10 protein-coding genes and 1 pseudogene are annotated in these 12,793 nt (G+C 72.2%); 4 read left to right on the top strand and 7 right to left on the bottom strand.

The window, feature by feature from the left end; translation table 11 throughout:
- Nucleotides 1–312: 312 nt before the first annotated feature.
- Nucleotides 313–1,149, top strand: coding sequence for a CPBP family intramembrane glutamic endopeptidase (locus HZZ10_RS18340; RefSeq protein ID WP_179914614.1), 837 nt, complete (start codon nt 313–315; stop codon nt 1,147–1,149).
- Here the strand turns inward: HZZ10_RS18340 and HZZ10_RS18335 are convergent.
- On the bottom strand, nt 1,142–1,720 hold the full coding sequence (locus HZZ10_RS18335; protein WP_179914613.1) for a TetR/AcrR family transcriptional regulator: 579 nt from the start codon (nt 1,718–1,720) through the stop codon (nt 1,142–1,144). The genes HZZ10_RS18340 and HZZ10_RS18335 overlap by 8 nt on opposite strands.
- A gap of 276 nt (nt 1,721–1,996) precedes the next feature.
- On the opposite strand from HZZ10_RS18335, the gene HZZ10_RS18330 reads away from it, so the two are divergent.
- Nucleotides 1,997–2,719, top strand: coding sequence for a RibD family protein (locus HZZ10_RS18330; RefSeq protein WP_179914612.1), 723 nt, complete (start codon nt 1,997–1,999; stop codon nt 2,717–2,719).
- Nucleotides 2,720–2,836: 117 nt separating this feature from the next.
- On the opposite strand, the gene HZZ10_RS18325 is transcribed toward HZZ10_RS18330, so the two are convergent.
- Nucleotides 2,837–4,069 (bottom strand): HdeD family acid-resistance protein, encoded by a 1,233-nt coding sequence (locus HZZ10_RS18325; RefSeq protein WP_179914611.1) that lies wholly within the window; start codon nt 4,067–4,069, stop codon nt 2,837–2,839.
- A gap of 339 nt (nt 4,070–4,408) precedes the next feature.
- Between HZZ10_RS18325 and HZZ10_RS18320 the strand changes: the two genes are divergently transcribed.
- Complete coding sequence (locus HZZ10_RS18320; protein ID WP_179914610.1) at nt 4,409–7,021, top strand: lysylphosphatidylglycerol synthase transmembrane domain-containing protein; 2,613 nt, start codon at nt 4,409–4,411, stop codon at nt 7,019–7,021.
- 105 nt (nt 7,022–7,126) lie between these two features.
- Here the strand turns inward: HZZ10_RS18320 and HZZ10_RS18315 are convergent, their stop codons facing one another.
- The 5 genes from HZZ10_RS18315 to HZZ10_RS18295 all read right to left on the bottom strand — a co-directional run bounded on the left by HZZ10_RS18315 (nt 7,127) and on the right by HZZ10_RS18295 (nt 12,335).
- Nucleotides 7,127–7,312: a CopG family transcriptional regulator gene (locus HZZ10_RS18315; protein WP_179914609.1), complete on the bottom strand. Its 186-nt coding sequence runs from the start codon at nt 7,310–7,312 to the stop codon at nt 7,127–7,129.
- Nucleotides 7,313–7,436: 124 nt separating this feature from the next.
- A complete protein-coding gene (locus HZZ10_RS18310; protein ID WP_308507620.1) occupies nt 7,437–8,948 on the bottom strand; it encodes a YibE/F family protein in 1,512 nt (503 codons plus the stop codon).
- Nucleotides 8,949–9,084: 136 nt separating this feature from the next.
- Complete coding sequence (locus tag HZZ10_RS18305; protein ID WP_218928948.1) at nt 9,085–10,542, bottom strand: sugar porter family MFS transporter; 1,458 nt, start codon at nt 10,540–10,542, stop codon at nt 9,085–9,087.
- A complete protein-coding gene (locus tag HZZ10_RS18300; protein WP_218928947.1) occupies nt 10,539–11,852 on the bottom strand; it encodes an anhydro-N-acetylmuramic acid kinase in 1,314 nt (437 codons plus the stop codon). Before HZZ10_RS18300 ends, HZZ10_RS18305 begins: the two co-directional genes overlap by 4 nt.
- A 198-nt stretch (nt 11,853–12,050) precedes the next feature.
- Nucleotides 12,051–12,335, bottom strand: coding sequence for an HU family DNA-binding protein (locus HZZ10_RS18295; RefSeq protein ID WP_012868583.1), 285 nt, complete (start codon nt 12,333–12,335; stop codon nt 12,051–12,053).
- A gap of 259 nt (nt 12,336–12,594) precedes the next feature.
- On the opposite strand from HZZ10_RS18295, the pseudogene HZZ10_RS18290 reads away from it, so the two are divergent.
- Nucleotides 12,595–12,793, top strand: a pseudogene (locus tag HZZ10_RS18290) (hypothetical protein); the annotation flags it as partial.

Raw genomic sequence — 12,793 nt, 5'->3', positions numbered from 1 at the left:
CCTCCCCCGAGCCGGGCGTCTCCCCCACCGGTCCCACGACGCCCGCGGCCGAGGACGACGACTCCGAGGGGACCCCGTGGACCGGGATCGTCGTCGGCGGTGGGCTCGGGCTGCTCGCGGGGATCGGGCTCATGGTCCTGTCGAAGCGTCGCGAGAACCGGGGCTGATCGAGCCACGCCCGGACCCTCGTCCCGGGGTGTGCCCGCGGAAGCTACTCCCGGGAGCTCCTCCCGGGACCTCCCGCAGGGCTCCGCGCCGGCACCCCGAGCCGCAGCCCAGGCTGCATGCGGCGCGCGGTGCTATAACCGGTCCATGACTGACCAGCCCGACCCGACCGAGCCGACCAGCGCCTCCGCGACAGCCCAGCTCGAACCGCTGACCCGGCACGAGCGCCGACGCATCGGCGTCGAGGTCTGGATCTTGCTCGGGCTGAGCCTCGGACAGTCCGGGGTGTACGCGATCGTGCGGATCATCGCCCGGCTCACCGCCGACACGGCGCTGCGCGACCAGTCCGCGACCCTCAACGCCAGCCAGTCGGTCCGCCCCTATCTCGACCTCACCTTCCAGGTCTTGTCGATCGGGTTCAACCTGGTCCCCGTCGCCCTCGCGCTGTTCCTGCTGTCCGCCCGCGGCCCGGGCACGCTGCGGCGCATCGGCCTCGACCTCACCAGCCCGCTGCGCGACGTGGGCTACGGCGTCGGGCTCGCCGCGGTCATCGGCATCCCGGGGCTCGGGCTCTACGTCGCCGGCAGGGCCCTGGGCATCACCGTCGAGGTGCAGGCCGCCGCCCTCGACTCGACGTGGTGGGCGGTCCCGGTCCTGGTGCTCGCAGCCCTGCAGAACGGCCTGCTCGAGGAGATCATCGTCGTGGCCTACCTCAGCGAGCGCCTCGGCGACCTGCGCTGGGGCACCGTGAAGATCATCGTCACGAGCGCCCTGATCCGTGGCTCCTACCACCTGTACCAGGGCATCGGGCCGTTCTTCGGCAACGTCGTCATGGGGATCGTCTTCGCGTGGTTCTACCAGTCACGGTGGGGACGGCGTCGCGTGATGCCGCTCGTCGTGGCCCACACGATCCTCGACATCGTGGCCTTCGTCGGGTACGCGCTGCTGCCCGACGGGTGGCTCAGGGCCCTCGGCGTCAGCTGACCGCCACGGCGGCGCCAGCCGTACGGCCTCGACCCGCCTCGAGGATGCCCGCGCACACGTCTTCGACAGCCTGGAGCCTGGCCGCCGGCGGCAGAAGCGGTGGGGCGTCGATGACGAAGATCGCCAGCGCACCGAGCGTCCCGGTCACGCGCATCGCGCGGTCAGGGTCCGCGAGAGGGTTCTCGATGTCCACCCCGAAGAGCCCGTAGAGCGCCTCGATGGCAGGGCGCAGACCTGCGGCCACCTCGGTACCGTGCAGGTTCGTCACCCCGGCGATCACGAGGCGGATCCACCCCGGGCGGTCCAGCGACAGCTCGGCGAGGGCACGCAGGCGCGCGCGGTCGTCGCCCGTCACCTCGGTCAGACCGACGGCCTCGCGGACGCACTGCTGGACGGCGGCGTCGAGCAGTCCCTGACGCGAGCCGAAGTGGTAGAGGATCGACGACTTGGCGAGGGAGGTCGCGTCCGCGACGGCCTGGACCGAGAGGTCCCGTGGCCCGAGCGACGCGAGGAGCCCCGCGGCGTTGTCGAGGATCGCCTCGGTCGTCTCCGTCGTCGTCCTGCGTGGCATCGACTCATTTTACGGGTGGACGGAGAACTCGCACGGGGAGCAGCGGCGCTCACCCAGGACCTTCCGGGACATCCGCAGCCGTTCCACGCCTGGCGCCCGCCGACGGGCGCGCACGGTGGTGCAGATCACTGCCACGGGTCACCACGCCGTCTGCGGCGTGCCTCATAGACTGACCATTCTGGTCGATCAAGAGCCAGACTGACCAGACTGGTCGACCACGCTGCAGGGGCGAGCGGTGCGCCTGAGCACGGTCGCCGCACGACACCGGAGACCACCATGCGCGCCGAGCCCTCCGACACCGGGGCCCAGACACCGTCCACGCACCTCCACACGACCCCCGAGGCTGACGCGCTGCGCGCCGGGGACGGCAAGACCGCACCGGTCACCCCGGCCGCGCAGGCCGCTGCTCGGTCGCGCACCCCGTATCCGGGAGACGACGCGCGTCCCGGGCGCCCGTTCGTCACCTGGGTCGTCGACCGCGGCACGCCCGCCCCCGACCTCGACGCCCTCCGCTCGGCCGCCGACACCCTCGTCGTGAGCACCTGGGCGGTCCTCGCGCACGACGTGTCGCTCGCCGTCCTCGACCCCGACGGGACGCCGTCCGCACGGCAGCCGCTCCGTGTCGTGCTGGGCACGCGGGACCTCGACCCGGGCCTGCCGGTCTTCGACGCACCTGGCAGGACCCTGCACTTCGCGACGCGCGACCCGCACCTCGCGCTGCGGGCGATCGACGACCTCGGCGGTCGGCACGTGCTGCTCGACGGCGGCGCCGCTCTCGCGTCCGAGTTCCTCAGGGCCGGCCTGGTCGACGAGGTCGTCACCCACGTGAGCCCCGAGCTCTCGGTCGGCGGGATCGTGGGGGCCATGGACCTCGGCGTCGGGCACCTGCCCGAGACCTTCGTCCTGCGTGACGTCAGGGTCCTGGGTGACGGCGCGGGCCAGGCCTTGCTGCGGGTCACGCTCGGGCGAGACGCTGGGCTGGTGCCCGACGCAGGCTGACGCCGGGCAGGTTGCGGGGTGACGCCGGGCCAGGCGCGGGGCGGTGCCTCGTCAGACGCGGGGCGGTGCCTCGTCAGACGCCGGGCAGCATCTCGCGAGACGCCGGGCGGCGCCACGTCAGACGCGGGGCGGTGCCTCGTCCTCGGGGCTCTCGTGACCGGTCGTGCCGGTCGTGGAGGTCCCGGAGGTCGAGGTCGTCCGAGGCTGGTCGTCCTCGGTCGCGGCGACGTCGAAGACCTCGTCGTCAGTGGCAGCGGGTGCGGGTGTGGTCGGCGTCGTCGGCTGCGCGCCGCCGTCCCGGTCCGTCCGTGCCGGGATGCGGCCCGAGCCCTGGTCGTCGAGGACGACGGGGTGCGGAGCCTCGACGATCCCGGGGCTGTCGGGGAAGCCCGCCGCGGCGCGCTCGTCGTCGAGCCGACGGTCGTGGGCCTCGGCCGACGTCTCGCCGGTGCGCGCGGCACCAGCCGTCCCGCCCGTGCCGACAGCCCCGGGAGCCCCGGGAGCCCCAGCACCGTGCTGCTCCTCCGAGCCGTCGGGCAGGTGGATGACCTTGCGGTCGCGCGCTGCACGGTCACCATCGCGCCCGTGCTCCTTGGCCGCCTGCTTCTCGGCCTTCTTCTCGGCTGAGGCCGCGGCCTTCGCCTCGGCACGCTCTTCGGCGGCCTCACGGGCGGCCACCTGGCGGGCCGCCATCGCGTCGACCACGAGGCTGCGGCCTGTGAGCGCGCGGTCGATCTCCTGCGCCACGGACCGGATCGCGAAGACGGACACGATGTGCACGGCTCCGCTGACGAAGGCGTAGATGCCGAACACCACGGTCACGAGCTCGAGGGCAGCCGAGGCGTCCTGCGAGCGCGTGACGAGCAAGAAGCCGAAGAGCGTCGACAGCAGACCGATCGTCAGCAGCCACGGCCAGCCGAGGTCACGGTTGCGGACCAGGGCGACAGCACCGGCGATCGCCGCGACACCCAGCACGAGGGTCCAGACCACGAGCAGGTAGAACAGCACGAGCGCCGTGGCCGAGGGCCACACGAGGACCAGCACGGCGAAGACGACGTCGACGGCGCCCTGGACCAACCACCAGCGCCAGCCGATCTGGTCGCGGTTGACGAGCCCCTGGACCGCCGTGACCACACCGTCGAGCAGCAGGAACACGCCGAAGAGCATGATGAGGCGGTCGAGGGTGCCGAGAGGCTGCACCATGAGCAGCAGACCGAGGAGCACGAGCAGCAGCCCACGGATCAGCGGCATGATCCACAGCCCGCGTGCCTTGCGCAGCTCGATGCCCTGCGTCCCGCCGTCCGCGCCCGCACCCCCCGGGGTGCTCTTGGTCGCTGTGGTCCGTGCCATGGTGCACCTCGTGAGCTCGTGTCGTCGACGCCGGCTGGGGAGCCGGATCGTCTGCGCGCCACCAGCGGCGCGACGTCTGGCGTCATCGTAGGTCCGCGAGACCCACCACGCTCAGGCAAGGGCACCCGCGACGACTCCCCGCACGCAGCGTCGGCAGCAACAGCACCGAGGGCGGGGCGACGGGCCACCAGGCAGGAGGTACGTGGCACCCGGCGGGACGGTCTGGCCACCTGGCGGGACGCCCTGGGCACCTACCTGGCCCGTGCGTGCGCAACGCCACCACTCTCAGCGGGTGTCCTTCGCGGTGCGGCGCAGGCGCACAGCCCTAGACTCGCAGTCATGCCACCCGAGTCACAGCGCCCACCGACGGTGCACGAGGTCGGCTCCTTCTCTACCGAGCCCGGCGCCACCCCGACGCCCCCCGGGACGTCTGGGAGCGACACCGACGACGCCTACGCGTCGGTCCTCGTCGTCGACACCCCGCTCGCCCGTGTGCGCCAGCCGCGCGACCTCGTGGGCGTGGCGCTCGCCGCCGTCGGCGCGGTCCTCGTGCTGGTCCTCGCGGTCTACGCGCACGCGACGACCGAGGGCGTCCAGGCCGACGTCCAGAACTTCGGCTCTGTGCTCGCCCGGGTGCTCTTCGTGCCCGTCGCGCTGCTCGAGGCGCTCATCATGCTCGGGGTGCCCGTCGCGGTCCTCACCGAGATCGCGATCCGCAAGCAAGGACGCCAGGTCGTCGAGTGCATCGCCGCGCTCGTCACCGGCCTCATGCTCGCCGGGATCGCGACCTGGGCCATCACGACCTGGGGCTCGGACGACCTGCAGATCGGCATGTCCGTGCCGATCCGCGGTGTGTACACCCTCACCATCCCCGGTTTTGTCGCGGGCGTCGGCGGTCTGCTCACGGCGTCGGGCCCCCGGACCCGCCGCCGCACGGTGCGCCTGTCGTGGAACCTGCTGTGGGTCTCGCTGACCGTCGTGCTCGTCACCGGCCAGGTGTCCCTGTCCGGCGTGCTCTTCGCGCTCCTGCTCGGGCGGCTCTCCGGCATGCTCGTCCGCTACGTGTCCGGGGTCCGCAGCGAGCGCGCCTACGGCACCGACCTGCTCGACGGGGTCCGTCGCGCAGGCTTCGAGCCGACAGCCCTCGTGCGGGTCCGTGACGTGGCCGACGACGACGAGAGCCTCGACCCCGTCGAGCGAGCCTCGGCCGCCGAGATCGCGGCCCGCGCCGCGGCCGAGGGCACCGAGCTCGACCCGGCACCCTCCTCCCTGGCGATCGCCCGGTACTCCGACAACCGTGTCTACGCCCTGAGCCAGGCCGACGGCCCGCGCCTCGACGTCGTCGTGCTCGACGGCGACCGCCAGGTGATCGGCGTCCTCACCCGCCTCTGGCGCTCGCTGAGGCTCCGGGGCATCGACGGCCGGTCGGCCATCTCGCTGCGCGCGGTCGCCGAGCGCGCGGCGCTGCTCGCCTACGCGGCCCAGGCCGCCGGGGTCCGCTCCCCGCGCCTGCTCGGGCTCGCCGAGGCCGACGACTCGATGCTGCTCATCCAGGAGCACCCGGTCGGCACGATGCCGCTGCGCGACGTCCCGACCGAGAAGCTCACCGACCCCGTCCTGCGCGAGGCCTGGCGCCAGCTCGAGATCGCGCACGCCGCCGGGCTCGCGCACCGCCAGGTCACCGCTGACGTCCTGCTGCTCGGCACGACCGACGACGGCGACCCCGAGGTCTGGTTGACCGGGTGGGAGGCCGGCGACGTCGCGTCCTCGACCCTCGCGCGGCGCATGGACCTCACCCAGCTCATCGCCCTGCTCGCGCTGCGGGTCGGCGCCGAGCGCGCGATGGCCTCGGCCGCCGAGGTGCTCTCGGAGTCCGACATCGAGGCCCTCGGTCCGCTGCTGCAGGTCGTCGCGCTGCCCACGAGCACGCGCGAAGACCTCCGCAAGCACAAAGAGGTCATCACCGAGCTGCGCCAGGCCTTCGTCGACAGGCTGCCCGAGGCCGACGTCGAGCCCGTGAGCCTCGTCCGCTTCGGGGCGCGGACCATCATCACGCTCGTGCTCACCGTCGTCGCGGTGTTCGTGGTGCTGACGACCATCAACTTCGAGGAGATCAAAGAGGCGCTGCTCGACGCCCAGCCGTGGTGGGCCCTCGTGGCCTTCGCCCTCGGCGTGGTCACCTGGGTCGGCAGCGCCGGGACCTTCGTCGCCTTCTCGCCGGTCAAGCTCTCGGTGTTCAGGGCGACCGCCGTGCAGGCGGCGGCGTCCTTCGTGGCGCTCGCCGCCCCGGCCGGGCTCGGGCCCGCAGCGCTCAACCTGCGCATGCTCACCAAGCGCGGCGTCTCGACGTCTCTCGCGCTCGCGACAGTCGCGCTCGTGCAGGTCTCGCAGTTCGTCGTCACCGTGCTGCTGCTCGTCGGGCTCTCCGTCGCGACGGGCGACGGCGGCGTGCTCCGCAGCCTCCCGTCGACCACCATGCTCGCGGCCGTCGCGATCGCCGCGGCCGTCGTCGCGGCTGCCTTCCTCGTCCCGTGGGTGCGGCGCTGGATCGTCGCGAAGCTCGAGCCGATGTACCGCCAGGTGTGGCCCCGCCTGTCGGAGATGCTCGGGCAGCCGTGGCGCATCGCCGCAGGCTTCGCCGGGAACATCGTCATGACCATGGGCTACGTGCTGGCCTTCGACGCGGCGCTCGCCGCCTTCGGGCAGGACGTCGCACTCGTCGACGTCGCTGTCGTCTACCTCGTCGGCAACACCGCCGGAGCGCTCGTGCCGACCCCGGGTGGGCTCGGCGCGATCGAGTTCGCGCTCATCACCGGGCTCACCGCGACAGCGGGGGTCCCGGCGTCCATCGCGACCCCGGCCGTCGCGCTGTTCCGCGTGGTCACGTACTGGGCGCGCATCCCCATCGGCTGGGTCGCGATGCGGTTCCTGCAGCGCAAGGGCGATCTGTAGGGGCGGGTCGACCGGGGCGTAGTGCAGAAGGTCTCAGGGCTGCGTCACGAGCCGGTCCTCAGCGACCGCTGAGGACACGATGACGTCGAGCGGTTGCCACGCCGGTCACCTGTCGACAAGCCGCGCGGCAATCTCGTCGACCTCGTTCTGGTCGACGGGCCCGTGCTGAGCCTCCATGCGGTCGACGATCTCGGTCAGGGTGTCCCGCTCGAACTGACGGGCCGACGACCTCGTGACGACGGCCGAGGACTCTCCCTCGACGACCCAGGCGGTCACGGCGTCAGAGGTCATGGACCGGCTGCTTGCCGGTCCCTCGTCCCGATCGTCGTCCGAAGTCACCCTCCGAACCTACTCGTGGTCGGGTGAGCGGACCAGGCGCCGGACGCGGGTGAGACTCTGCGAGGAGCGCTGTGCGCTAGCCGTCGCCGCTGCTCCGAGCGGCACGGAGGGCCGCACGTGTCGCGGGCAACGGAGAGGGATCGTCCGCAGGGACAGCCGAGACGCGTCTGCTCTCCAGCACCTTCTCGCTGGCCCTGCCGTCATGGGCGCTCCCGCCAACCGGACCGTCACTGGACCGGTCATCGTCGGGTCCTTCGTCGTCTGGCCCCTCCCCTGCGGGTGTCGCGCCTGGGAGCGGGCCGAGGGAGGCGTGGCTGCCGACGGCGAGAGCGGCGATGGCCGTGGTGATGGGGATCGCGAGGACGAGGCCGATCGAGCCGACGAGGGTGCGGACCACCTCGTGGGCGATCTCGCCCGACGTCAGGGTCTCGCCGAGGCTCATGTCGATGAGGGAGACCATGAGCAGCATGGGCAGGGCCGCGCCGAGGTAGGCGAAGGCGATCGTGTAGACGGTCGAGGCGATGTGGTCGCGGCCGATCCGCATGCCCCGGACGAAGAGCTCGCGGCGGTTCATGGTGGGGCTCGCGGCCCGCAGCTCCCACACCGACGAGGCCTGCGTGATGGTCACGTCGTTGAGCACGCCGAGCCCGGCCAGGACGATCCCGCAGACCGCGATCCCCCGGATGTCGACGTCGGGGGCGTAGGCGGGCAGCGCGAGGGCGTACTCGTCGGAGAGACCGAAGATGTTCGCGGCCTCGACCGCCCACCCCGCGAGGGCAGCGGTGATGACGAGCCCGATCATCGTGCCGAGCATCGCCGCGGACGTGCGAGCCGTGAAGCCGTGGGCGAGGTAGAGCACGATGAACATCACGACGGAGGCCGTCACGAGGGCCACGCCGACCGGGTTGGTGCCGACGAGCAGCGCCGGCAGCGTGAAGAAGACCACCACGCCGAAGGAGATGAGCAGCCCGGCGATCGACGCGAGACCGCGCCACCCCGCGACGGCGATCACCACGACGAGGTAGGCGGCGGCGAGCAGCCCGATCGGCAGGTCGCGGGTGTAGTCCATGAACACGTACTCGCTGCCCGAGGCCGCGGCCTGCGGGATGTGCAGGATCTTCAGGGTCGAGCCGACGTCGACACCGAGGGCGAGGTAGTCCGGCGGGAACATCACCTGGACCTGCTCGCCGGTGCCGTCGAGCGTCACGGGGACGAGGTTGCCCTCGGGCTCCCCCGTCACGACGCCGTAGAGCTTGCCGGCCGTGTCGGCCGTCGTGTCGATCGTCCCGCGCTCGGGGGCACCGTGCGGCCAGAGCAGCACCATGCCGACCACGGTGAGCAGCAGCGCGGGGATCAAGAACGACGCGAGGATCACCCGGACGCGCCGCGAGGAGCGCGGTGCGGGACCGTGCCCGTGCGCGTGGACGTGGAGGTCGGGGGTGCGGTCGGCTGTGGCGTGGGTGCCGCCGTCGGCGTTCTTCGACGTCCGTGGGAGGTCGCGTCCGCTGCGGCGGCTCCGGGTGCCGCGCGGCTGGGGGCGCTCGGGCCGAGCCCGGTGCGTCCGGGAATCATTCTCAGGTTGACTCACGGGTCGATCTTGTCAGATGCGAGCCCCGAGCCGAAGACCGCCACGGCAGTCCGCACAGGACCAGCACACCGGGAACGGGCGCAGAGACTCCGAGAGCCCAGGACTGAGGAGCCGCCGGGGCGCTCGGCCGAGCGGCTCAGGCCGACTGCCCACCGCGGAAGCCGGCCTCGAGCTGTTCGAGGGTCCTCCCCTTGGTCTCGGGCACGAAGCGCAGGGCGGGGACGATCATCGCGAGGTTGACGCAGGCGAAGAGCGCGAAGGTCCACGTCCCGCCGATCGCCGGCAGCAGGACGGGGAAGGCCAGCGTCACGCCGAAGTTGATGGTCCAGTTGGCGAAGGCCGCGAGCCCCAGGCCGATGCCCCGCAGCTTCATCGGGAAGATCTCGGACAGCATGAGCCAGGTGACCGGTGAGATCGACCCCTGCTGGAAGCACAAGAAGGTCAGCATGAAGAAGAGCACCACGTAGCTCGCACCCGGCACGTTGCCGACGAGCGCACCGTCGACCTCGTGGAAGAACAGCGCGAAGGACAGCCCGACGAGGGCGAGCGAGGCGGTGATGCCCGCCTGCCCCACGAGCAGCATCCGCCGCCGTCGCGCGCGCCCGAGCAAGATCATGCCGACGATCGTCGCCAGGACCGACACCACACCGTTCGCGATGGTCGCCGTGAGGGCCGCGCTGTCGCCCAGACCCGTAGTCCGCAAGATGGTCGGGGCGTAGTACATGATCGTGTTGACGCCGGTGATCTGCTGGATCACCGCGAGCAGCATCCCGAGCAGCACGAGGCGGCGCACCCACGGCACGGCGAGGTCGCGCAGGGACCCGGCGCTCGTGTCGGCTGTCGCGGTCTCGCGGATCTGCTCCATCTCCGCGTCGACGTCGCCGGCGGCACGGACCCGCCGCAGCACGTCGAGGGCCTCGCCGAAGCGCCCCTTCGAGGCGTACCAGCGCGGGCTCTCGGGGACCAGCAGCATGCCGACCCACAGAGCCACGGCCGGGACCGTGGCGATCGCGAGCATCCAGCGCCACGTGCCGTGCCCGCCCCACACGGCGTCGATCCCGGCGTTCGACACGTAGGCGAGCAGCTGCCCGGTGACGATCATCAGGTCGTTCTGCGTCACGAGACGCCCGCGGCGTCTGGCGGGCGACATCTCCGCGATGTAGACCGGAACCGTCGACGACGCCCCGCCGACCGCGAGACCGAGGACCACGCGGAACACGACCATCGTCGAGACGTCGGGGGCGAGGGCCGTCCCGAGCGACCCGATCGCGAAGACGACCGCGAGGCCGAGCAGGGTCCGGCGGCGTCCGTAGGCGTCGGCCAGGCGGCCGCCCAGCAGGGCCCCGAGCGCAGCGCCGACGAGCAGCGAGCTCGTCACCAGGCCCTCGGTGAAGGGCGTGAGGCCGAGGTCGTCGGACATGAAGAGCAGCGCACCCGAGATCACGCCGGTGTCGTAGCCGAAGAGCAGCCCGCCGAGGGTCGCGATCGTCGCGACGACTGTCACGTACTTCTCGGGAGGGCGCTTCTGGGACGAGGCAGGGCGGGGCGACGGGGTCTGGGACGACGGCGTGCGGCCCGACGACGGTGCGGTCATCGCTGGTCCTCGGCGAGAGTGCTCGGCACGGAGACGGAGGTGGAGACGGCGGCGGGTGACGCGGCGGTATCGGGTACAGCTGGCTGCGCAGAGGCGCCCACGACGAGGCGCGCGGGTGGGGCCACGGCCGCCTGCGCAGGCGGCCAGACGTCACCAGGGGTGATCGACCCCAGCACCCGGGCTCCGCGCGCACCAGTGCACGAGGCGACCGAGGCCGGCACGCCGTGCACGGTGAGGAAGCCGAGGACGGCGAAGGCGAGGGCCTCTTTGGCCTGGGACGGGATCCCGAGGTCGTCGGAGGTCAGCACCTCGACCCCCGGCAGGTGTGCGGCGAGACGGGCCATGAGGACGGGGTTGCGCGTGCCGCCTCCCGAGGCGACGACGCTCGTGGCACCGTGCGCGAGTACCGCGTCGGCGACGGTCCGGGCTGTGAGCTCGGTGAGGGTCGCGACAAGGTCCGCGCCCGGAGACGGCTGGGCAGCGCTCGAGGCGGAGGCGCCGTCTGCGGCAGCCCCACCGGCTCCGTGGACGGCGGCGGTCGTGGCAGCCGCGGCGGCGAAGATCTCGTCCAGGTAGCCGGGGTGGAACAGCTCCTTGCCCGTGGTCTTGGGGGCTGGGCGCGCGTAGTACGGCTCGTCGAGCAGACGCTCGAGCAGGTCTTCGTCGACGGTCCCTGCGGCGGCGAGGGCGCCGTCGCGGTCGAAGGCCTCGGCTCCGCCGGTGAGCCGCACGACGGCGGCGTCCACGAGGGCGTTGGCCGGTCCGGTGTCGAAGGCGACGGGGTCGCGCCCCGCAGCGACGACCGTGACGTTCGCGATGCCGCCGAGGTTGAGGGCGGCCGTGACCCCCGGCCTGTCGTGCAGCCACAGCACGTCGAAGGCGCTCACGAGCGGGGCACCCTGACCACCGGCGGCGACGTCGCGCGCCCGCAGGTCGGAGACGACGGTGGTGCCCGTGCGCTCGGCGACCCACGCGGGCTGACCGACCTGGAGGGTCCCGGCCACGGCTCCGCCCTCGACCCAGTGGAAGAGCGTCTGGCCGTGCGAGACGACGAGGTCCGCGCTGCCACCGCAGAGCTCGTCGACCGCGCGCGCGGCAACCTCGGCGAAGGCCTGGCCGATCTGCGTGTCGAGGCGGCAGAGCGCCTCGACGGTCGTCGGCGACGGCGGCAGGGCAGCCACGAGGTCGGCCCGCAGCGCGGGCGGGTAGGCGACCTCGACGGTGCCGAGCGGCTCGAGGTGCACGGTGGCGTCGGCCATCGTCACCCTCGCGGCTGCGGCGTCGATCGAGTCGTGCGAGGTTCCGGACATCAGACCGACGACGATCACAGGGTGCTGCCTCTCGAGGACGTCAGGGCTGGGCGTGCTCGATGGTGCAAGCCAGACAAGACAGGATATACACCGCTCACCCGTGGTCGACCCGGGCACGGCAGAGGCCCGGTGCCGAGGACGTGTCCTCGGCTCCGGGCCTCGTGCTGACGGCCGGGCAGAGCCTGGCCGTCAGGGAGATCACTTGGTGGAGACGGCCTTCTTGAGGAGGCTGCCAGCCGAGATCTTCACGCCGAAGCCAGCGGGGATCGAGATCTCCTCGCCGGTGCGGGGGTTGCGGCCCGTGCGAGCGGCACGCTCGACGCGCTCGACGGAGAGCAGGCCGGTGACCTTGACTGCCTCGCCGGCGGAGAGGGACTCGACGAGAACCTCCTGGAGAGCCGAGAGAGCAGCGTCGGCGTCGGTCTTGGTCAGACCAGACTTGCCAGCGATCGCCGAGACGAGGTCGGTGCGGTTGAGCGACATGCGGATCCCTTCGTCAGTCTGCCCGTGCAGCGGTCGCTGCACGGCACGAGACGTACTGTGCCAGCCTTGCGGCAGGTCTTCGTGGACAACACTAGGGAATCTTCCGGCCCCGTGACGCCATTTCAGGGCTCCAGGTTCCTCTCAACGCTGAAATCGGTGAAGTTTCCGGCCGTCGACGGGCCCCGTGGCGGTCCCGTCAGCCGAAATGCCTGAATGGTGCGACTCTCGTCGCGGGGCTCCGCTCAGGGACACTGGTGGGATGCCAGTGATCTCCGAGCACACCCCACCCACCGGCGACCCTGCGGCGGGTGCTGGCCCTGACGGCACCGGACGGTTGCTGCTGGACGAGGCAGGCGACGCCGTGCGCGCGGCCCTGGGGGCAGGTCGGGACGTGGTCGTCCTCGACGACACGACTGGGCACCTCGTCCTCGGTGCGTCGCAGGCGGCCGGGGCTGAGG

Origin of the sequence: Sanguibacter inulinus (assembly GCF_013415325.1) — a bacterium.
GTDB classification, from domain to species: domain Bacteria; phylum Actinomycetota; class Actinomycetes; order Actinomycetales; family Cellulomonadaceae; genus Sanguibacter; species Sanguibacter inulinus.
The sequence above is the reverse complement of the archived record's forward strand: the minus strand, read 5'-3'. Positions and strand labels throughout refer to the sequence as shown.